The organism is Planctomycetota bacterium, from assembly GCA_021414025.1.
Taxonomy (GTDB): domain Bacteria; phylum Planctomycetota; class Phycisphaerae; order Phycisphaerales; family SM1A02; genus SYAC01.
In genome coordinates, this window is sequence record JAIOPG010000002.1 from 716,266 (window position 1) to 737,315 (window position 21,050).

The following is a 21,050-nucleotide window of genomic DNA, read 5'->3' on the forward strand; positions in this document are numbered from 1 at the left end:
CCCCGTGCTGATTCCCCGACTTTTCATTGGTTCCCTGCTGATTGCAGCGCTTCTCGGGTTGCTCTACGCCGACGAGCGCCTCGCCGGAAGCGCGGCGGCCTGGCTTCCGGAGGGGCGCGTTCCGCCCGGCGCGCTGCTCTTCGCGGCGTGCCTGGTGCTCATTCTCCCGTTGCTCTCGCGCGAACTTTCGCGCCTGCTCCGCGCCGTCAACCCGGAGGCGCCGAGCGATGCGATGACCTGCGGCATTGCTCTGCTGGCCTTCGCCACCGCCAGCGCGCAGGCCTTCCACTGGGACCTGCTCTACGCGGTCGCGGGCGGACTGCTGCTGCTCACGCTGCTGCCGGCGCTGGAGCCGCTGCTGCGTCGGCGATATTTCGAGAGCCTGACCCGGATCGGCTACTGGGTCCTGATCTCGGTCTGGATCGGCTGGCTTCCCGCGTGCTGGATCGCCGCCCGCGCCACGCTTCCGGCGTGGGCGCTGGCGTGGGCCGTGCTGGCGATCAAATCCGGCGACATCGGCGCCTACTTCACGGGAATCCTTGTGGGCCGCCATCGCCTGGCCACCTGGGTCTCGCCCAAGAAGAGCATCGAGGGACTGATCGGCGGCATCGCGCTGGGCGCGGCGGTCGGCGCATGGCTGGCCCATGCGCTGGAACTTCCGCTGCCCTGCGGCATCCTCTTCGGCGCACTCGGGGCGTTCGTGGGCATGCTGGGCGACCTCGCCGAGAGCCTGCTCAAGCGGGAGGCCAACTTCAAGGATTCCGGGCGATCGATTCCCGGCATGGGCGGCATCTTCGACGTGATGGACAGCCTGCTGCCCACGGCTCCGCTGGTGGTGTGGCTGCTCTCCAAACCCCGCTAAAGATTGTCGGCACAGGGCGTGCGGGCGAACCGTCATCCGTGCTATTCTTTGGCTCTCCAAAGGAACTTCCGCATGCCATTGATGGAACAAATTCTCGCTCTCCACGGTGTCGACGTCCAGGTTCGCGCTCTTGAGGGTCGGCTGGACTCGGCCAACCACTATCTGAAGACGCAGGAGCGCCTGCTCAAGGACGTGCAGGCCCAGCACGACGAGGTCGAGTTGCAGCGCAAGCACACCCAGGCCCAGGTGGCCAACCTGGAGATGGAGGCGAACTCGGTCGCCGTGCAGATCCAGAAGATGCGCGACGAGCTCAACAACAGCGGCAACACCAAGCAGTACAGCACCATCCTCACCGCCCTGAAGTCGCTGGAGCTGCAGAAGGACAATTTCGAGCAGCAGGCGCTGGGGCAGATGGAGAAGGTCGAGCAGCTGGCGGCGCGGCTGGCCCAGTTCAAGGCGCAACTGGCCGAGCGCACCACCCTGCGCGACAAGGCCGCGGCCGAGGTGAAGGAGCGGACGCAGGAGACTTCCGCGCGGCTGGCGGAATTGAAGGGCGAGCGCGCCAGCGCGGCGGCCCACGTGCCCCCCGAGGCAATGAAGATTTTCGACGTGGTCGCGGACATGCACGACGGCGAGGCGGTGGCCCCGGTGCTGGCCGTCGACGTGCGGGCCCGCGAATACGCCTGCAGCGAATGCAACGTGGAGATCCCCTACCAGGTCTACTCGCGGCTGCTGGGCGCCGGCACCTCGCTGGTGCAGTGCCTCTCCTGCAAGCGCATCCTCTATCTGGAGCAGCCGGAGATCGACGCGGCCGCCGCCAAGAAGCGGCCCGCCGCCAAAAGCTCCTGATCACGCCTGCTGGGCGCTGCCGACGAGCTCGCCGAAACTTGAGACTCCCAGTTGCGCGGCCCATAGCGCCAAGCCTTTGGAAATTTTCATAGGAAGACCCGGATCGACGAAGAACGCGGTGCCCAGCCCCACGGCGCTGGCGCCGGCCACGATCAATTCCGCGGCGTCCTTCCAGCTGAGCACGCCGCCGAGGCCGATGATGGGAACGCCGGCGCTCTTGGCGACATTTCGGTAGACCTCATACACCAGGCGCACCACGATTGGATGGATCGCCGGGCCGGAGAGCCCGCCCTGCCCGCGCGACAGCACGGGCTTGCGCGACACGGGGTCGATCTTCATCGCGGGAAAAGTGTTGCACAGTGTGAGAGCGTCGGCGCCCGCCTCGACCGCGGCCGCCGCCAGCGCCAGAGTCGGCCCGTCGGGAGGAAGTTTGATCCAGAGCCTCCCCTTGGGAACGGCGGGGCGGACTTCGCGGATCAGCGCCGTAAGCGAAACCGGATCCCCGCCGTGATGGCGGCCCGTGGCGGTGTTGGGGCAGCTCACGTTCAACTCGACCGCGGCCATGCCGCACTCGATCAGGCCCCGCGCCACGGCAACGAAGTCCGCGACGGTGTGTCCCGCGGCGGATCCGACCACCGCGCAGGGAAGTTTTGCGGCCTTGGGCGCGTAGTCGCTCTGGAATTTTTTCAGCCCGGGATTGGCAAGGCCGATCGCGTTGAGAATGCCCGCCTCGGTTTCCACCAGGCGCCACGGATCGTTGCCCTCGCGGGCTTCCGGCGTGATGCTCTTGGTGACGATCGCACCGAGGACACCCGGGTCCATGATGTCGGCGAGTTCGTCCACGACGCCTGCCGTGCCCGCGGCCGCGATCAGCGGCGATGCGAGCGACAGCGAGCTGATGCTTGTATTCAAAATGGGCGGCGGCGCGAAGGCCATCTCAGTTGGCGGCGCTTCCGCCGCCACGAATCCGGCTCAGGGTTTCCGCGTCGATCCCCAGGTACTCGTGCATGTGCTGCTCGAAGACCTCCTGGTCGCGGTCGCGCGAGAAGTCCAGGCGCAACTCGTTGATCACCTTGGTGCCCTGGCCGATCCAGGCCTTCCACGTCTCGGCGGAAATATGCTGGCGGATCCACTCGCCGACGGGGCCGCGAAAAGGCGCGGACTCAAGCTGCGTGCCGGGCCGGCCGGTGCGCGTGCAGACGAAGGTGCCCGAATTGCGCAGGCGCTCGGCGGCCTCCTCGTCGGAAGGAGCGGCCACCTTGGGCGGCTCGCGGCCGATCGATTTCAGCAACTCGGCCATCGCCTGCTGCGGCATGCGATCGCCTTTGCTCGCCGCGATTTCATAGCCCTTGTTCAGCGTGGCCACGGCGCGGTCGCTCCATCCGGCGCCGATCTCCGCCTGCCCGCATAATTGCCAGGCCTTGCTCATGTCCGGCACCAGCTCAAGGCAGCGCTGCAGACTTTTGGCGGACTCGGCGAATCGCCCCGCCTGCAGATAGGCGTTGCCCAGGCTGAAGTGCGCCATCTCGTTGGTGGGATCGGCGGCGGCCATCTTCTCGAACTGGGCGATGCGGTCGGCGTTCATGGGTGTTTCCTGGGGCGGTGCCCGCTAGGCGGTCGGGTCGTACTTGAGGCTGAGCAGGCCGTCCAGCCGCGCGCGCTTGAGCATCGGGGCGACGGCGCCATCCTCACGGCAGAGCAGCTGCATGTTGCCGCCGCGGGCGCGGCGGTGGGTCGCCAGCAGCACCAGCACGCCGACCGCGGGCGAGTTGAAGGATTCGACCTTGCGCAGGTCGAGCTCGATGGTGCCCACTCCGTTGAGGGCCAGGCTCTGCAGCGCGGCCTCGAACATCTGGAAGGTGTGCACGTCGACGTTGCCGACGACGCGGAGGAACTCGCGCTGCCCGTCGCTCTGAAAATGCCATTCAAGTGAACTCATCGTGTTGCTCCGGAGCGATGGTAGAGCCACCACTCGATCATCATCAAGGCCAGCACGGCCGCCACTACCAGCGGCCAGACGGCTAATGTAGACCATCCCGCCGACTTTGGCTGAAGTTCGCCGCCGGGCAGGGCCAACTGCCTTGCGGCGGCCACGTCGCACTCCGCCGCGTCGGTCAGGTTCACCGCGACGGCGCGGGATTTCTGCTTGCCCGCCGGATCGATGTACTCGACGCGGTAGACACCGGCCAGGCGCAGCGGCCCGTAGGCGACCTCGCCCTCAAGCGGGTTTTGCGCGACCCGCGCTCCCGAGGGCAGCATGACGACCACCTTGGTCGACCCCTTGGGAATCCGGGTTCGCAGCATGGCCCCGGGCTCAAGCGACTCGCTGGCCACGGCGCTGCCCAGCGCGCCGAGGAACTCGACCGCCTGCGCCGTGAAGTTGACGAAGCTGCGCTGGAAGGGCCAGTTGGAATCCATCGGCGCAAAGGCGGCGTAGATCACCGTCGCGTTGGCGCTCCGGCCCGAAACGATCAGCGGGCCCTTCGATCCTTCGAGCAGCGCCGTCCATTCCGAGCTCGGCGCAATCGCCGCCGCTTTGTCGACCACCAGATCGGCGAACTGACTCTGGGCCATCGCCTTGTGGTCGCTCTTCCAGGCCCGCGCGGCCTGGCGCGGCTGCTCGCCATAGGCGTTGAGCCCCGCGATCGGCGGAGGCTTTCCAAAGATCAGCCAGCGGCCCGCGGTCAGCGCGGGGAGGTCGCAGCCCACCGTGACAATCACATCGAAGGATTCCGTCCACTCCGGCTCGGCAACCATGCGCTTCGCCAGCGCCTCGCCGGACATCTGCTGCAGCGCGACGGAGGGCAGGCTGTCCAGCAGCGACTCCAGAGCCGGATCGCTGCCCGCCAGCAGGAGCTTCAGCGTCTGCTGCTCCTGGATCGCGATCGAAGCGTGGTCGTCCGTTTCAAAGGCGTCGCCGGGCTGGAGCGAGACGCCCAGCACACCCGCGCTGGGCAGGGTGAAGGGCGAGAAGGCCATTTTCTGCTCGCCGGGCATGCGCGAGGCCCCCTTGCCCGTTGCCGCCGGAATCGCGACGGGCTCGGGGCTGCTGGCGATCAGCGTGCCGTTGCTGCGCACCTGCACGGAGCGCTGGGCCGGTGCATCGGAGTCATTGCGCAGCGCCGCGAAGGCATAGACCTGGGCCGCGTCCTCGCCGCGCCGCTCGGCACCCACGGCGGAGAGCCCCTGGTTGACGGTGTCGCTGCTGCCGCATCGGATCCAGGTGAACTCCTCGCCCTTGCGCAGCGCGAGTTGAGCCAGATCCGGAATGTTGCCGTCGCTCACGATCTCGACGGCGGGCACGGCGGAGAGGGCCTGGTCCTGCTCCGAGGCTTGCTCGGAGGCAAAGGCCCGCGCCAGCGCGATGGCCGGCGCGATCCGCGTGACTTGATCCGTCGGTTCGATCGCCTCGATCGCCTCGCGGATCCGGGCGGCGCTGGTGGAAAATGGAATGCGGACCGAGGCGTCCTCGGCGAATGAGATCACCATCACCTCGGGCGGACTCGAGGCGAAGAGTCCGCCCCCCTGCCAGGAATCGACTTGGGCGGCAGCGAGCTGCTTGGCTTGCTCCAGGCGGGTGCGTCCGTCCGAGGCGTCGCGGGTCTGCATGCTTGCCGACTGGTCGATCAGCATGACCACGCGGCCGGAGGGTTTGGCCCATCCCTTGAGCATGGGTTGCATCAGCGCCGCCGCAAGCAGCAGCAGGATCAGGCATTGCAGCAGGAAGAGCGGCGAGAGGCGCAGGCGCTGGAAGAGCGTGTTGGCCCGGAGGTCCTCGGTCTGCGACTTCCAGAGCAGCGTGCTGGAGATTTCGCGGCGCGTGCGGCGCAGCTTGAGCATGTAGAGCGCCAGCAGCGCCGGCACCACGATGAGCGCGGCGATCGCGCCGATCATTGGGGTGAGCAGCGTCATTTGAGCAGCCCCTGCTTGCGGAAGGTCTCCAGCAGCAGCTTCTGATAGTCGACCGCCGAGTCGATGGTCATCTGGCGCACCCCCAGCCGCAGGCAGGCCTCGCGCAGCTCGGCGTTGAAGGTCTCCACGCGGCGCTTCTGGTCGCGCACGACCGCGGCGGTGAGGGTGATCTCAACTTCGTTCTTGTTCTCGCGATCCACCAGGCGCACGTCATCGCTTTGACCGCCCTTGCGCGGATCCATTTCCTCGGGCGAAAGCACCTGCAGCGCGAAGACATCCCAGCCCCGCGCCGCCAGCGCGCGCAGGCCGGTGGCGTAGCCCTCGCGCAGCAGATAGTCGCTCAGAACCACCACCACGCCGCGGCCAAGACGCGCCGAGGCCAGCGTGCGGCAGGCGCTTTCAAAGCCCGTCGCGCCCTCGGCCTTGCGCGAGATCAGCCAGCTCGCGGCCTCGGCGGCGCGGCGGCGGCCGCGCAATCCCGAGAGCTTGTCGGCGCGTCCCTCCTGCAGCAGCGCCAGGGTGACGCGGTGCTGGTTGACCAGTCCGACATAGGCCAGCGCCATGGCGATGCGCCGCGCCACATCGAACTTGTTGGGCTCGCCGGAGTCCATGCTGGCGCTGCCGTCGACGGCGATCACCAGGCCCAGGTCCTCCTCCTCCAGGAACATCTTGAGGAAGAGGCGGTCGAGGCGACCGTAGATGTTCCAGTCGACGAAGCGCAGGTCGTCGCCCGCCGCATAGGGTCGGAAGTCGGCGAAGTCCATGCCCTGGCCGCGGCGCCGGCTGCGGCGCTCACCCTGCATGCGCCCCTGCAGCATCTTGCGGCTCATCAGGTCCAGGCGGTCCAGCGCCGCCACCAGCGGTGCGTCCAGAAGATCGTCAAGCCGGGTCAGCGCGCTCATGGAGCCTCCACGGGCAGCGACTTCATGATCCGCTGCAGGATCTGGTTGGCGTCCACGCGGTCGCCATCGGCTTCAAAGGTCAGGCCCAGCCGATGGCGCAGCGCCGGCAGCGCCACGGCGCGAAGGTCGTCGATCGCCAGCGCGTAGCGCCCGGCCAGCAGCGCCCGCACCTTGCCCATGGCAACCATGGATTGCGCCCCGCGAGGACTCGCCCCGCAGCGAATGTAGCGCCGGGCAAATTCGCCGAAGAAGGGCGAGCCGGGTTGCGTCGCCAGCACCAGGCGGATCGCCCAGTCCAGCACCTGCGGCGCCGCGACGACCTCTCGCGCCAGCTGCTGCGCCGCCAGCAGCTGTTCGGGAGTGATCACGGCCTTGAGCGCCGGCAGCGGCTGGCTGGTCGTTCGTTCAAGAATGGTGCGCAGCGCTTCGCGAGATGGACTGGGCACCTCGATCTTGGCCATGAAACGGTCCAACTGCGCCTCGGGCAGCGGGTGCGTTCCCTCCTGCTCGATCGGATTCTGCGTCGCCAGAACCAGGAAGGGCTTGTCCAGCTGATAGGTCTTTCCGCCCACGCTCACCGAGCGCTCCTGCATGGCCTCCAGCAGCGCCGACTGGCTGCGCGGCGTGGCGCGGTTCAATTCGTCGGCCAGAAGAACCTGCGTGAAGATGGGGCCGGGCCGGAATTTGTGCTCGCGCCCGCCGTGGACCGGATCCTCCACCAGCACGGTCGTGCCCAGCACGTCGGCGGGCATCAGGTCGGGCGTGCACTGGATGCGCGAAGCGCGCAGACCCGCCGACTCGGAGATGGTCTGCACGAGCAGGGTCTTGCCGAGGCCGGGCACGCCCTCGAGCAGGATGTGACCGTTGGCCAGCAGGCACCAGAGGGTCTGTTCGAGCGAGTCGCCCAGCCCGACGATGCGCGTGCAGATGGAATCCTTCCACTGCGTAGCCACGGCGCGGAAGGCGTCGCATTCAGCAGCGATGTCGCGCCGGGGTGTTGCGACTTCGCTCATGAGGAGCCTCCCTGATCCTGGGCGCGGCGCTTCGCCTCGCGGAGTCGCTCCAGCGGCGAGAGCTGGTCCAGCGGAATCTCGGGTTCGCGTGTCGCCACCGGCGCTTCGGGGATGGGCTCGTCCAGTTCCACCACGGAAGCCGGAGCTGCCGCCCGCTGCGGTGCAACCCGGGGTGCCGCGACCGGCGCGGAAGCGCGGGCGGTTTCGCCGGCGGCGCGCTGCCGCGCGGTCTTCCACGCCTGCGCGACCTGGCCGACCACGACTTTCGCATCCGCCGACGCGCTTCGCTTCTCGAAGACCAGTCGGCGGGCGGCCACATCGAGCACGAAGAGCCCGGTGGCCGCATAAAGAAGGATGTCCCACAACTGGCGGAGCGATTCCGCAGGCAGCGTTCCGCCGGCGTCGAACAGTTGCACGGCGGGATCGCCCAACTTCAGCACGCGCCCGCCGGAAACGGCGGCCACCTGGGCGAGCTTGGCCTGATCTTCGCGCTGGAAGCGAAATTCCCGCGGGTAGGAGACATTCACCGCCGCCTGCACGAAGACCGGCCGCTCGCTGGAACCCTGCTTGAGCGCCGCGTTCACCAGATAGGCCCCCGCCTCGTCGGTGGGAAACTTCGCCGACCATCGGCCCGGCGTCTTCTGCCGCAGCGAGAGCGGAGCGACCGTGCCGTCGGGCCGCAGCACCTTTGCCGTCGCCACGCTGGTGGTGGCGGCGGCGTCGTCGTCGTCGCGCACCGAGAGCTCGACCATGGCATCGTCGCCGTCGAGCTGCGTGGTCAGCGAGGTGTCCAGCGGGGCGCTCTGCCGCAGCAGCCATCGCGCCAGTCCGGCGCACCAGGGTTGGTAGCCGCTCCATCGAACCCAGGCTCCGCCCCACCGCGATGAGAGGTCGCTGGTGAATGCGGCGGAACGGCCGACGCCGTAGTTCCACCAGGCGAACAAGGGATCGGAGCCCTTCTCGTTGGAGGAGACCGAGAGCGCGTTCTGTGAGAGACCGCCGCGCGGCGCCGTGATGACATAGCCCGCGACCTGCGGCACTGGACTGGTGAGGGGAACGCCGGGCGGGCTGGGTCCGGTCATCGACGGCGCGAAGGAGCCCTCCGCCAGCAGGCTCCGGTTGAGCACCATCGCCTCCTTGATGAAGATCTGCGGCAGCGTCACCTGCGCGTTCTGCGCCTTCACCGGGTAGCAGTTGCCGCCGCCCACCTTGGCCATCTGCACCAGCAGCGGATCGTTGGTCGAGTCGCCGATCGAGACGGTGGAGAGCGTGATGCCCCGTCGGGCCAGCTGCGTCACTCGTCGAATCCCCTCGTTGGGATCGCCCTCGGTCTGTCCGTCGGTCAGGACCACGATGTGCTTCACGGCGCGATTCGATCCCTCCAGCTCCTTCGCGGCCAGATCAAGCGCGGGAAAGAGATTGGTTCCGCCGGTCGGCACGATGGTGCGGATCAGGTGGGCGATCGCCTCGGGCTGCTCGGCGCTGGTCAGCGGCACCACCACCCGCGACTGACCGCTGAAGGCGATGACGGTCACTTCGTCACCGGGCGAGAGCGAGCGGATGCCCTGGATGGCCGCCTCGTTGGCGCATTGCTGCTGGTCCATGTTGCTGCCCGCGACCGGCATCGCCATGGAGCCCGAGCAGTCGATGATCAGGGCCAGCGCGCCCTTGGGAATCTGCCGCTCCTTGGGCGGGTTCATCTCCACCGGCAGCGCCTTGGCAGTCTGGCTCTCGGCCCATCCGCCGGCGCCGAAGGAATGGTCGCCGCCGAGCATCAGCAGTCCGACGCCGAAGTCGCGCACCGCGGTCTCGATGGACTGGTCGGCGGCCTGGTCGATGCTCCAGCGCGAGACGTTGGCCAGCACGATGGCGTCGAAGCTGCCGGCGACGGTGGGATCGGAGAGGATCGCGGCGCCGGCGACCAGCACATCGAGCTTGCTCGCCCGCAGCGCGTCGGCGAAGGCGCGGGTCTCGTTGCCCGAGTCGTCCACGATCAGGAGGCGCCCCTCGCCCGAGACAAAGGTGATGGCCGAGGCGACGTTGTTCTCGGCGACGGCGTCGTCGCCGGGAATGCGCGGCTCGAAAATGGCCTTCATCCGGATCACCCCCGAGCGCGGCAACGCCACCGGAATCGAGATGATGTTGGGGCCCGTGTCCAGATGGACCGCCATCGCGTTGCTGTCGCTGCGAGAATCCAGGTCGACCGCCTCGCCGTCGATCTCGAAGCGGATGCGTCCGTCGGTCGGCTGACGTGCGCGGACGACCAGTTTGGCGTCGATGTTCTGGCCGCGCCGCGCCCGGGTGGGCACGCGCAGCGCCTCGACCATCGTGTCATTGGCCTTGCCGACTTCAAGCGGGACCACGTCGATCGCGACGCCGGCGGAGCGGGCCACCTGCGCCGCCTCCAGAACGCTGCCCGAAGTCTCGTTGCCATCGCTCAGCAGCACGACGCGCTTGCGAGTGTCGCGCGGCATCAGGGCCATTGCCATGCGCACCCCCGCCGCCAAGTCGCTGCCGGCGGCGTCCGAGGCGTGGCCGGAAAGGCTCACCTTGGGAATCGTCTCAGGCTTGCTCTGAATCTCGGCGCTCTTGGCGAAGGTCACCACGCCCAACCGGTCGCGCGGCGATGGGCGGTCCGCGGCCCGCTCCTGCAGCCACTGCTGCGCCGCGCCGCGCGTGGCGGCGGGAACCGATCGGCTGGCGTCGGCCACCACCACCACGGTGACGCCGTCATTGGATTCGACCAGGCTCGGCTGCGAAAGGGCCGCGACCAGCAGCAGAACCACAAGGCTGCGCACACTCGCGGAGACCACGCACCGGGTCAGGCCGAAGCCGGCGATGCCGCGCCAGGCCATCCACCAGATTGGCGCCAGCAGAAGCAACAGCGCGAGCCAGCCCGGATGCTCACATGAGATCCACACGGAACCCCCTGGGTTGCGACGGCATCGTCATGGCGCTATGGAGTGCCGGGGCGGGACGCGGGCGGCGCGGCCGGAGCCGTCGGAGTGGGCGGCACGGCCGGAGCGGTCTTGGCGGCGTCGATCTTTTTCTTCCACTGCGTGAAATATTTTTGATGCGCCTCGCGCAGCGGCGCGGGAACCGGATCCTCGTCGGAACCCTCTTCGAGACCCGCTTCGACCTGCTGCTGAATTGCCGTGAGCTTGCGGGTGGACTCCTCGGTTGAGTTGGAGGAACCCTGGACGAAGTCGCGCGCGATCGGCTCCGCGTCCAGATTCTGCGAAGCGCTGAGGACCTCGTCGGTCTTGAACTCCTTGGGATCGGTCATGCGGGCATCGGCAAGCGTGGGCTCCGCCTTGCTCGAACCCGCCTTGCGCCCGCCCGGCGAGCGACAATTCGCAAGCGCGTTGGTCAGGCTCTGGCACTGGCCGGACGCATTGGAGGACTTCTTGAACATGTCCATCAAATTCCCGGGCCGTCCGTTGGCGGCCTCCTTGGCGGCATTGCCCAGCGAGTTGCATTGCTTGCAGGCCTGGCTGGCGTTCTTCATCATCTTGGAGAGCTTCAACTTGTCCTCGGGCGAGAGATTCTTGCTCGCCATCAGCGCCTGCTGCAGGGCCTGGGGATTCGACGCCAGCTTGGGATCCAGCCCCGCGTTGGCCAGCGCCTTCTCCAGCTGCTTCATCGATGAACTCGAAGGCGACCCCTCCTTGTTCATGGCGGCGGCGACCCGCTCCAGCGCCGCCTTCGCCGCGGCGGCTTCCGCGGCGTTGGAACTCTGCGTCTTGGCCGCCAGCTTCTCCGCGGCGATCTTCGCCGCCTCGTAGTCGCCGCGCTTCAGGGCCTCCATCAGCTCGCGCTCATCGCCATCAGGAATGGACATCTGCGCCAGGGCGTTCTTCATCGCCTCGGCCTCCTCGAATTTGTCCGACTGGCTCGCCTTCTCCAGCGCCGCCTCAAGCAGCGCCCTCTGCTGGAAGGCCTGCGCCTCGCGCTCGGCCGCCGACTCCGGCTGCTGCTTGGCGCGCTCGAGCAATTGTTGCGACGCCTCGATGGCCTTCTGGATCGACTCGTCCAGCGAGGCGACCTCCTTGGCGATCTCGATGGTGTTGCTCAGTTTCTGCTCAGCCTCGGCCGCCTGCGCCGCAGACGTTGTCTCCGAACGGCCCTGCGAATTCTTTTTCGCGGCGTCGGCGGACCAATTCGGTACCAGGAACCACGCGGCGAGCACCACCACCAGCGTGATGCCGCTCAACCGCCACTCGGGGCCGAATCGGCAGGCGAAGGATTGCCGGAGGCGCTCGTCCAGCCGGGGGTCCCGCGCCACCCGCTCGGCATCGGCCACAGCCGCCATGGAAAAATCGTCGCGCTTGCCCTGCATGGCGTAGGCCGTGCTCATGCGGCTCTCAAGTCGCAGTCGCTCATCCAACTGCGCCGCCGCTGAAGCCGCGGTGGGCCAGCCGCGCCGGGTGAACAACAGCGCCGCGTGCGCCATGAACAATGCGAAGCCAATCGCCAGGGCCATCGACATCGACGAGAAGGCCTCGGGCAGCTTCGGCGAGAAGAACAATCGCGAGACCACGATCCAGGCCAGCATGCCCCAGCCGGCGGAGGGCAGCGCGATCGCGGCGACCTCCAGGGATTCGATCACTCGAAGCCTTCGACGCGCGCGATCGACCAGCCGTTGGACTGCGGTCATGCCCCAAGGATAGCCCCTTCAACCATCCCTGATTTTGATTGGGTAGGATTGTCCGCAACATGAAGCTGCTCCTTCTCACCTCGACGCTCCTCTGCCTGGCGGCTCAGACCGCGCCCTCCCAGCCCGCCCCGACCGACGCGCAGACGCTGCAGGAGGTTCAGGCGGAAAACCAGAAGCTCCGCGACGATCTCGCCGCCGCCCAGAAGCGCATCAAGCAGCTTGAATCCGCCAACGGCTCGAAGACGGTGCCCGCCGGAGCGCCGGCAGCCCCGCCATCGGACGCCAAGGCCGACCTGATGGGCAATCCGATCGCGGTCCTGGACTTCTTCCAGAAGAAATTCGCCGAGGACATGACCAAGCGCCGCGTTCCGCTGCCCCAGGAGAAGGACTCCAAGGCCGCACGGCAGGTCTATCTGGGCAAGGCCAAGGAGTGGTGCGAGGGCATCAACCGCACCACCTACTCCATCGAGTGGCGCGGCCGCATCGTCAGCGTCGGTGAAGTCAAGGGCGGCAACCAGGACTTCGAGTTCCAGTGCGTCTCCGCCGACAACAAGAGCAACTTCGGCCGCTTGGTGCCGGCCTCCATCATCAAGACCAACGCCCCGCAGCTGGCCACGGCGATGGCTGACCGCGAGGCGATCTGGATCATGACCGCCACGCTGGTGCCGGCCACCTATGTGGATCCGGAGATGGTCCAGCCCAACACTTTCGACAATCCACAGCTCGCGGGCCCGTGCGTCGCGTTCAAGTTCCAGCTCAAGGTGCTGCGGCTTTATCCGGAGAAGGGCGCCCCCGCGCCGACGCCGAAGGAGAATTGAAGGGTTTCCGCCGCGACGCGGAGTGAATGGGATCCGTTCTTGCCCGCTGCCCGCGGGCCTCATACACTCGGGGATCATGGTTGTCATTGCCACAACAGGCCCCAAGGGTGGAGCGAAGGATCCGCGGCGCGTTCCGCTGACGCAACTGCTGCGCGGCCAGCGCGCCATGATCGACGCCGACTCCATGACCACGCTGGCCGAAGCCGACCGCTGTCTGCTTCGCGCCATGGGAATCCACGAAGCCTGCGAATTGAAGGTCTGCAAGGCCGGGGCTCCCTGCATCATCGAGGTGGAGCGGACGCGCGTCGGCTTGAGCGGCTCGGTCGCCAGCCAAGTTTTCGTGAGACCCTGCGATGGCTGCCCAGCAGCCTGACGAACCCGAGCCGGAACGGGTCTACTCAGTCGAGCGCCCACCGCGGGCGGCTCTGCTTGGCCAGCCCAACACCGGCAAGACCACCCTTTTCAACCGACTCTGCGGATCACGTGCCCGCACCGCCAACATCCCCGGCACCACCGTGGAGAGCCGCGTCGGAGTCGCCTCCACCACGCACGGGCCGCTTGAAATCATGGATCTGCCCGGCATCTATGGACTGAGCCTGGAAGTGCCGGAGAGCAAATTGTGCCGCGACTGCCTGGAGGGGCGCATCGGCGACGTCGCCCCCGACGTCGCGGTGATCGTTGCCGACGCCACCAATTTCTCGCGCTCGCTGCGCTTCGCCGCCCACGCGCTGCGGCGCAAGATGCCCTGCGTGATCGCGGTCACGCTGGCCGATGACGCGCGACGAAAAGGTTTCAGCGTGAATGCCAAGTCGCTCACCGAATGCCTGGGCTGCCCGGTCGTGGTCACCAGCGGACGGACCGGCGAGGGTGTGGATGAGCTGGCCGACGAAGTGCTGCGCATGTCGCTGCACGGAATTTCCGACGAGTCCTTCGAGAAGCGGCTGAATCATCTGCCCGCTTCCACGGTGAGCGACTCGGATCTGGCGAAGTGGGCCAATGATGTGCTGGTCGAAGTGGCCAGCGGCCGCATCTCCTCGGCGAGCAAGGCCGTCGACCGTGTCGATCGCGCGCTGACCCATCCGGTGTCAGGGCTCTTCGCCTTCATCGCCGTCATGAGCGTGCTCTTCGCCAGCATCTTCTGGCTGGCGAAGTTCCCCATGGATGGACTCGACGCCATTTTCGGATTCGCCAGCGACTGGCTTCGCGGCGTGATGCCCGACGGGGCCCTGCGCGACCTCTTGGTGAACGGCATCATCGGCGGCATCGCCGGAACCGTGGTGTTTCTGCCGCAAATCTGCCTGCTCTTCTTCCTGCTCTCGCTGCTGGAGGACTCCGGCTACCTGGCCCGCGCCGCCTTCGCGGCGGACCGATTCATGCGCCGCTTCGGCCTGCCCGGCCAGGCCTTCGTGCCCCTGCTCTCAAGCCACGCCTGCGCCCTGCCCGGCATCATGTCCACGCGGCTCATTCCCGATCCCAAGGACCGCCTGGCCACCATTCTGGTGGCGCCCTTCATGAGCTGCACGGCGCGCCTGCCGGTATATGTGCTTTTGATTTCGCTCTTGTTCGCGGGCCGGCCCTGGCTCGCCGGCCTTGCCTTCGTCGGCTGCTACGCCACCGGCGCCGTCGCGGGATTGCTCAGCGCACTGCTGGTGCGGCGCACGCTGCTGAAGGGCCCCGCCCGGCCGATGCTGCTTGAGATGCCACCCTACCGCAAGCCCTCCTTGCGCATCGCCCTGTGGGTCATGTACGACCGGGCGGTCATGTTCATCAAGAACGCGGGCACCATGATCCTCTCGATCTGCGTGGTGATGTGGTGGCTGAGCGCCTATCCCAGGATCGCGCCTTCGGCCGAGGTGCTGAAGCTGCGCGAGGAGTCCGCCATGGTGGCCAAGCAGGCCGACGCACCGCCGGAGAAGGCGGCCGCGCTGGACCACGAGGCCGACCTGCTCGAGGCGCGAGACCAGCAACTGGGATCGCTCGCCGGCAAGCTGGGCCATGTCGCCGAGCCGATGTTCCGGCCGCTGGGCTTCGACCACCAGCTCACCGTGGCCGTGCTCACCAGCTTCCTTGCCCGCGAGGTCTTCGTGAGCACGCTGATGATCATCTCCTCCACGGACGACCCGGATGAAGCTTCGGTGATCGACCGTCTTTCGCACAACCGCCGCGCCGACGGAGCACTGCTCTTTACGATTCCCACCGCGGCGTCGCTGCTGGTGTTCTTCACGCTGGCCATGCAGTGCCTGCCCACCCTGGCGCTGGTGCGCCGCGAGACTTCGTCGTGGAGGTGGCCTCTTCTACAATTCGTCTGGATGAGCGGCCTGGCCTGGGGCATGGCGTGGGCGGTCCGCAGCGCACTTCTTGCAGGAGGATTCTGAGATGCCGGTGAATGAATGGGAATTCTGGGTCGTCTCGCTGATCGCCATCTTCGGCCTCTTTGCGGTGCTGCGCCCGCTGCTTCCCAACAAGAACGCCTCGCCGTCGTGCCCGAGCTGCACGGCGAAGCCCGGCAAGAGAAAAACCAAGCTCACTCCGCTGACCATCTCCAAGGACGCGAAGAAAGTCGGCGGCGAGGCGCATTGACGAGCGACACCGCCGCAGCCGCCGCGCCAACCCTCTGGGAAGCCGATGTCGCGGTCATCGGCGCGGGAGCGGCCGGATTGATGACGGCCATTTACGCCGGACGCCATGGGGCCCGCGTGGTGGCGCTCGACGGCGCGCCGCGCATCGGAATCAAGATTCTCGTGGCCGGCGGCGGCCGCTGCAACGTGACTCACCACGTCGTGCGCGAGCAGGACTATGCGGGCAGCACCCCCGCCGCGATCCGCCGCGTCCTGTCGCGATTCTCCGTGGCAGATTGCGTCGCCTTCTTCAAGGACCTTGGTGTGGAACTCAAGCAGGAAGAGACGGGCAAGTTGTTTCCCGTGACCGACGACGCGAACACCGTGCTCGATGCGCTGCTCCAGGCAGCCAAGGACGCCGGCGCCCAGATTCGCTGGCCGACGCGAGTGGAATCCATCACCCCGGTGCAAGAGGGGTTTGAGGTTGCGGGCCCGTGGGGCAAGCTGCGGGCGCGGCGGGTCGCCCTCTGCTGCGGCGGCAAGAGCCTTCCAAAGTCCGGTTCGGACGGCCTGGGGTTTGAGCTGGCCAAGGCGCAGGGCCACACCGTGACCGGCCAGGTCCTGCCCGCGCTGGTCCCGCTGGTGGCACAAGCCGAGCACTGGGTCCGCACGCTTAGCGGCCTGACCATCGTGGCCGAGGTCCGCGTGCTCTCTGGAACCGGCAAGCGGCTGGTTTCCTTCGCCAATTCGATGCTCTTCACGCACTTCGGCCTTTCCGGCCCGGCGATCCTGGACATCAGCCGTTACCTCCTGATGGAGCGCGTCCGCGACCCGGCCGCCTCGCTGCAGTTGAGCTTCATGCCCGGCGCGACCCTCGATGAGGCCGACGCATGGCTGCTGGAACCCAAGGCCCAGTCCGTGCTTTCGCGCCTGCGCGAGCGGCTGCCCGAGCGCCTGGCCCGGACGCTGCTCGAAATCGCCGGGATTCCCTCGGACAAGACCCCAAAGCAGATCGAGCGGGAGAAGCGGCGATCTCTGGCACAACTTCTGAGCGGCGCCGCGGTGACCATTACGGGCGATCGCGGCTTCAGTCACGCCGAAGTGACCGCGGGCGGCGTGCCCCTGAACGAGCTGAACCTGGCCACCATGGAGAGCCGCAAGTGCCCCGGCCTCTACCTCGCCGGCGAGATTCTGGATGTCGACGGGCGGATCGGCGGGTTCAATTTTCAATGGGCATGGGCGAGCGGTTTCGTCGCCGGGATTTCCATGTCGGCCTCGCTGAATTCGCCTCTACACTTTCTGAAGCATGGCGAAGAAAGCAGCCGATAGATGGCCGTGAATCCCGTTCAATCCCGCCGTCGTCCACACCCCTCGATGAGGCGTCTGGCCTGTGTCGCCGCAGCAACCCTCAGCGTGTGGTGCGCCTCCTCGCTCGAAGCCGCCGACCTGGCCTTCAACGTGCGCTCCCTGGTGAATTCCTCATCGCCCAAGAAGGGCACCACCGCGGTCAGCATCCGCGGCGAAAGCGGCGCCGAACTCGTCCGCATCAACGCCGACACCGCGGTCATGCCCGCCAGCAACGAGAAACTGATCACCACCGGCTCGGCGCTGCGGATCCTGGGAAGCGACTTCGTCTTTCAGACGCGACTGCTGCGCGATGGCGACCGCCTGATCGCGGTGGGCGACGGCGACCCCGCCTTCGCGGATCCCGAATTGCTCTCGCAGATGGTCTACACCGACGCCGAGGGCCAGCAGCAACGCGGCATGACGCCGGAGGCGCTGCTGGATCTCTGGGTGGAGGGCGCCAAGAAATCGGGAATGAAGGAGTGCGCCGAGCTCGTCATCGACGATCGGGTTTTCGATCGCAAGGGTGTGCATCCCGGCTGGCCTGCCGACCAGCTCAACGAGCAGTACTGCGCCGCGGTGAGCGGACTCACCTTCCATCTGAACCGCCAGGATTTCTGGGCCAAGCCCGCCGATCGCGGCGCGGAAGTTTCCAGAACCCGCCCCAGCGCCGACTTTCTCACCATCGACAACCGCACCAAGAAGATCAAGGGCAAGGATGATGGCCTCTGGATCCAGCGCGAGGAGGCGGCCAACACCTTCACCATCCACGGCTATTGCTTGAAGCCACTTGAAGAGCCTGTGAGCGTGGCGATCGCCGAGCCATCGAGCTACTTCGCGAAGCTGCTGGCGGAGCGCTTGACCAAGGGCGGCATTCCGGTGAAGGCGGTGCGGCTCGCGGCGACAACGGATCCCGCGGCCAAGGGTGATGTGGTCGGGCCGGTCATCCGCACTCCCATCGCGACGGTGCTGACCCGCTGCAATGTCGACAGCCAAAACTTGTACGCCGAGTGCCTGCTCAAGCGCATCGGCTTCGCATCGACCGGCGCCTCCGGCACCTGGCTCAACGGCTCCGACGCCATCGAGAAGCTGGTCCGCGCACGCATCGGCGAGCAGGTGAATCTGGACGCTCTGGACTCCGTGGATGGCTCCGGCCTCTCGAAGGAAAATCGCGTGACCACCAGCATTCTCAGTGCCTGGGTCAATGATCTGGTCGGCGACCCCAAGCTGGGGGAGATCTTCACCGGCACGCTGGCCGTCGGCGGCAAGAGCGGCACCGTGAAGAAGCGATTCCGTGATTTGGACGCCAGGAAATTCACCGTGCACTGCAAGACCGGCTACATCGACGGCGTCTGCGCCCTTTCCGGCGTGGTGCAATGCGTCAACGGGCATCACGCCACCTTCAGTGTGATTTGCAATGGTTTCGAGTCGGGAGGCGTGAGCAAGGCCAAGCAGCTGCAGGAGAGCATCGTGAAGGCGACCGCGGAATACCTTGACACGTTGCAACCGGTCGGCGCCGTGGCTTCACCCAAAATTCGGGAAGCTCTCGGCGGCGGCTGATGTCAGAGCACCGCGGGGACGCTGTCGGTCAACTCAAGTTCAATGGGCTCGGAGGGATTCGTCTGGCGAACCTTGATGCGCTGTTCGCGCGCCAACTCCAGCAGGGCCAGGAACAATCCGATCCGGTCCATGCGGCTGCGGCCCTCGAAGATCGATTCAAGATTCATGCGCCGCTCCGGCGCCCGTGAGAGCCGGTCAACCAAGTCGTCCTGGTGAAGTCCGATCGGCGTGTCATCGAAAGCCACCTGGTGCTCGCCCAGGCGCGTGAAGTCCACGGCCAGCGTGATGCGCTCGAAGGCTTCCAGCAGGTCCAGAAGGTGCACGTCGCCGATGTCGAGGTCCTGCACCTCCTCCACGGTGGTCGCTTCCTCATCCTTTTGGGGCTCGCCCGCGGCGCCGGAGGCCGACCAGCGCCGCGAGAACTCGCTCCGCAGTGAATCCAAGGTTTCCGCCGCGGTGCGGAAGCGCTGATAGGCCAGCAATTGCTGCACCAATTCGCGCCGCGGATCCTCGTGCAGGGTGGAATCGGGCAGCACCTGCGAATCATCCTGCTCGGGCTTTGGCGACAGAAGCCGGCTCTTGATCTCCACCAGCGTGGCCGCAAGCACCAGGAATTCGCCCGCCTGCTCCACGTCCATCTCGGTGGTGCCCTTGAGCACCTCGAGATATTGATTGGTGATCGCAGCGATCGGAATGTCGTGGATGTCGACTTCGGCGCGGCGGATCAGGAAGAGCAGCAGATCGAGCGGCCCCTGAAACGCCGAGAGCTTGACCTGGTATTCATCGACGCTGGCCACGGGGCCACTGTACCAAAGCCGCCCCGCGTTTTCGCTATCATTTTCGCATGACCGGAAAGACGGCGAGCGACGAGGCGACCTTTCTCTCGGATGTGCTTCGCTCGGAGGCGGAGGCAATCACGCGGCTCGCCCTGCGGATCTCCCAGGACAGTCCGGAGTCGCAACACTTCGTCAAGGCCATCGACCTGATCTGCGAGTGCAAGGGGCACGTGGTGGTCAGCGGCATGGGCAAGTCCGGCCTGATCGGCACCAAGCTCTCCGCCACCTTCGCCAGCCTCGGGCAGCCCAGTCATTTCGTGCACCCGGCCGAGGCGGTGCATGGCGACCTCGGTCGCATCCGCACCGATGACGTGGTGATGCTGCTTTCCTACAGCGGCGAGACCGAGGAGCTGCTCAACTTCGCGGCCATCCTCAACGCCGACGGCGTGCCCCGGATCGGCATTTCCAAACATGCCCAGACCAGCCTGGCCAAGATCTCCTCGGTGCACATTTCGCTGGGTGACATCGAGGAGGCCTGCCCCCTGAACCTGGCCCCCACCGCCACCACCGCCACCATGCTGGCCGCCGGCGACGCTCTGGCCCTGGCCGTGGCCCGGCGGCGCAACTTCAAGGCCGACGATTTCCACAAGATCCACCCCGGGGGAATGCTGGGTATCGGCCTGCGGCCCGTCAGCGAGGCGCTGCGCTTCCAGGTGGGCAAGAACCTGACCTGCGTTCCGCTGGAGTCGACCATGAAGGGCGCCCTGCAATCTGCGGGCGAGGGCCGCCGCGCCGGCGCCCTGATGGTGGTGGACTCCCACGGGCGCCTGGCGGGCATCCTGACCGACGGCGACGTGCGGCGCCTGATCAACAAGTTCGGTGCCGCCGCGCTGGACAAGCCCATCGCCGACTGCATGACCAAGCACCCGCGCTGCCTGCCGGCCCAGTCGCTGGTGCGCGACGCGGTGCGGATGATCCGCGAGCTGCGCGTCGACGAGCTGCCGGTGGTGGACACCGACGGGCGCCCCATCGGTCTGATCGACGTGCAGGACCTGGTGGCCCTCAAAGTGGTGCGGGACTAGTCCATGCAGACCCACGTCTCCGAGCGCGACGGATTGATCCTGGTGGTGGCCGCGGATGGCGGCCTGAACGCGGGCACGGCGCAGCAGCTGATCGACGAGATCGCCGAGCATGTCAAGACCGGCGCCACCCAGATCATCGTGGACTGCGCCAAGCTGGAGGTGCTCTCCAGCATGGGGCTGGGCTCGCTGCTGCAGATCCACAACAAGATGAAGAAACTCGGCGCCGAGGTGCGCCTCTGCGGATTGCGCAGCCTGCTGGCGCAGGCCATCCTGCTGTCGCGCTTGGACAAGGTCTTCTCGGTCTACACCGACGTGAACGCCGCGAAACTCTCGTTTCGCCCGGTTTCCTAGGGGTTTCGGGCCGCTTGTGCCCAAGTCCGCGCGTGGCCACAAGATGCGGTGGGCGCGAGGGCGGCGCGGGCAAATTTTTTTCTTCGACGCGCAGAATTTGTGGCGCGCACGGCGCGCTCGGTTCGATGAAGTCTCCACGCCAAGCGGCGCGGAGCGAACCATGCAGACCAAAGAGCAGCTGATCGAAGCCATCCAACGAATCAACCCCTCGGCGATGCGCGAATTCCTGTCGAACTTCGACTGGCACGCGCTGCGCCGATACCTGGACCATCTGAGCATGACGCTCGAGCCCCGCGGAGTGGACAGCCACTGGACGCGGCCGGGCGACACCCCAGCGGTGGTGTGGCGGCGGTCTGCGGCTTGACT

At 67.1% G+C, this 21,050-nt stretch carries 19 protein-coding genes; 10 read left to right on the forward strand and 9 right to left on the reverse strand.

Translation table 11 applies throughout. The annotated features are described in order from the left end of the window. Window positions 1–4 precede the first annotated feature (4 nt). The gene (locus tag K8R92_03805) at window positions 5–862 is read left to right on the forward strand and encodes a phosphatidate cytidylyltransferase (GenBank protein ID MCE9619016.1); all 858 of its coding nucleotides are present in this window, start codon (window positions 5–7) and stop codon (window positions 860–862) included. A gap of 72 nt (window positions 863–934) precedes the next feature. Continuing rightward, window positions 935–1,711 (forward strand): hypothetical protein, encoded by a 777-nt coding sequence (locus tag K8R92_03810; GenBank protein ID MCE9619017.1) that lies wholly within the window; start codon window positions 935–937, stop codon window positions 1,709–1,711. On the opposite strand, the gene K8R92_03815 is transcribed toward K8R92_03810, so the two are convergent. From K8R92_03815 to K8R92_03850, 8 genes are read right to left on the reverse strand one after another with little or no spacing between them, the layout of a single operon-like run. Beyond that, the gene (locus K8R92_03815; protein MCE9619018.1) at window positions 1,712–2,674 is read right to left on the reverse strand and encodes a dihydroorotate dehydrogenase; all 963 of its coding nucleotides are present in this window, start codon (window positions 2,672–2,674) and stop codon (window positions 1,712–1,714) included. It abuts the gene before it with no gap. Next, window positions 2,649–3,296, reverse strand: coding sequence for a Fe(2+)-trafficking protein (locus tag K8R92_03820; GenBank protein MCE9619019.1), 648 nt, complete (start codon window positions 3,294–3,296; stop codon window positions 2,649–2,651). Before K8R92_03820 ends, K8R92_03815 begins: the two co-directional genes overlap by 26 nt. 24 nt (window positions 3,297–3,320) lie before the next feature. Next, on the reverse strand, window positions 3,321–3,650 hold the full coding sequence (locus K8R92_03825) for an STAS domain-containing protein (protein MCE9619020.1): 330 nt from the start codon (window positions 3,648–3,650) through the stop codon (window positions 3,321–3,323). Continuing rightward, window positions 3,647–5,623, reverse strand: coding sequence for a VWA domain-containing protein (locus K8R92_03830; GenBank protein MCE9619021.1), 1,977 nt, complete (start codon window positions 5,621–5,623; stop codon window positions 3,647–3,649). The genes K8R92_03825 and K8R92_03830 overlap by 4 nt, the downstream gene beginning before the upstream one ends. Next, the gene (locus K8R92_03835; protein ID MCE9619022.1) at window positions 5,620–6,525 is read right to left on the reverse strand and encodes a DUF58 domain-containing protein; all 906 of its coding nucleotides are present in this window, start codon (window positions 6,523–6,525) and stop codon (window positions 5,620–5,622) included. The genes K8R92_03830 and K8R92_03835 overlap by 4 nt, the downstream gene beginning before the upstream one ends. Further along, window positions 6,522–7,538: an AAA family ATPase gene (locus K8R92_03840; GenBank protein ID MCE9619023.1), complete on the reverse strand. Its 1,017-nt coding sequence runs from the start codon at window positions 7,536–7,538 to the stop codon at window positions 6,522–6,524. The genes K8R92_03835 and K8R92_03840 overlap by 4 nt, the downstream gene beginning before the upstream one ends. Further along, entirely contained in the window at window positions 7,535–10,459 is a 2,925-nt protein-coding gene (locus K8R92_03845) for a VWA domain-containing protein (GenBank protein ID MCE9619024.1), read from the reverse strand. The genes K8R92_03840 and K8R92_03845 overlap by 4 nt, the downstream gene beginning before the upstream one ends. A gap of 35 nt (window positions 10,460–10,494) precedes the next feature. After that, a complete protein-coding gene (locus tag K8R92_03850) occupies window positions 10,495–12,195 on the reverse strand; it encodes a hypothetical protein (GenBank protein MCE9619025.1) in 1,701 nt (566 codons plus the stop codon). 59 nt (window positions 12,196–12,254) lie between these two features. Here K8R92_03850 and K8R92_03855 point away from each other — a divergent pair, with 59 nt between their 5' ends. The 5 genes from K8R92_03855 (at window position 12,255) to dacB (ending at window position 18,475) form a co-directional block, all read left to right on the forward strand. Beyond that, the gene (locus tag K8R92_03855) at window positions 12,255–13,013 is read left to right on the forward strand and encodes a hypothetical protein (GenBank protein MCE9619026.1); all 759 of its coding nucleotides are present in this window, start codon (window positions 12,255–12,257) and stop codon (window positions 13,011–13,013) included. A 76-nt stretch (window positions 13,014–13,089) separates the two neighbouring features. After that, window positions 13,090–13,386, forward strand: a complete 297-nt coding sequence (locus tag K8R92_03860) for a ferrous iron transport protein A (protein MCE9619027.1) — start codon at window positions 13,090–13,092, stop codon at window positions 13,384–13,386. Further along, window positions 13,367–15,388: a ferrous iron transporter B gene (locus tag K8R92_03865; GenBank protein ID MCE9619028.1), complete on the forward strand. Its 2,022-nt coding sequence runs from the start codon at window positions 13,367–13,369 to the stop codon at window positions 15,386–15,388. The genes K8R92_03860 and K8R92_03865 overlap by 20 nt, the downstream gene beginning before the upstream one ends. A 15-nt stretch (window positions 15,389–15,403) precedes the next feature. Then, the gene (locus K8R92_03870; GenBank protein MCE9619029.1) at window positions 15,404–16,900 is read left to right on the forward strand and encodes an NAD(P)/FAD-dependent oxidoreductase; all 1,497 of its coding nucleotides are present in this window, start codon (window positions 15,404–15,406) and stop codon (window positions 16,898–16,900) included. A gap of 45 nt (window positions 16,901–16,945) precedes the next feature. After that, window positions 16,946–18,475: a D-alanyl-D-alanine carboxypeptidase/D-alanyl-D-alanine-endopeptidase gene (dacB, locus tag K8R92_03875; GenBank protein MCE9619030.1), complete on the forward strand. Its 1,530-nt coding sequence runs from the start codon at window positions 16,946–16,948 to the stop codon at window positions 18,473–18,475. A 2-nt stretch (window positions 18,476–18,477) separates the two neighbouring features. Here dacB and K8R92_03880 read toward each other — a convergent pair whose 3' ends face one another. Continuing rightward, the gene (locus K8R92_03880) at window positions 18,478–19,272 is read right to left on the reverse strand and encodes a segregation/condensation protein A (GenBank protein ID MCE9619031.1); all 795 of its coding nucleotides are present in this window, start codon (window positions 19,270–19,272) and stop codon (window positions 18,478–18,480) included. A gap of 47 nt (window positions 19,273–19,319) precedes the next feature. On the opposite strand from K8R92_03880, the gene K8R92_03885 reads away from it, so the two are divergent. The 3 genes from K8R92_03885 to K8R92_03895 all read left to right on the forward strand — a co-directional run bounded on the left by K8R92_03885 (window position 19,320) and on the right by K8R92_03895 (window position 21,048). Further along, window positions 19,320–20,333, forward strand: a complete 1,014-nt coding sequence (locus K8R92_03885; GenBank protein ID MCE9619032.1) for a KpsF/GutQ family sugar-phosphate isomerase — start codon at window positions 19,320–19,322, stop codon at window positions 20,331–20,333. A gap of 3 nt (window positions 20,334–20,336) precedes the next feature. Further along, window positions 20,337–20,684 (forward strand): STAS domain-containing protein, encoded by a 348-nt coding sequence (locus K8R92_03890; protein ID MCE9619033.1) that lies wholly within the window; start codon window positions 20,337–20,339, stop codon window positions 20,682–20,684. 160 nt (window positions 20,685–20,844) lie between these two features. Then, window positions 20,845–21,048, forward strand: a complete 204-nt coding sequence (locus K8R92_03895; GenBank protein MCE9619034.1) for a hypothetical protein — start codon at window positions 20,845–20,847, stop codon at window positions 21,046–21,048. The last annotated feature ends 2 nt before the right edge of the window (window positions 21,049–21,050 follow it).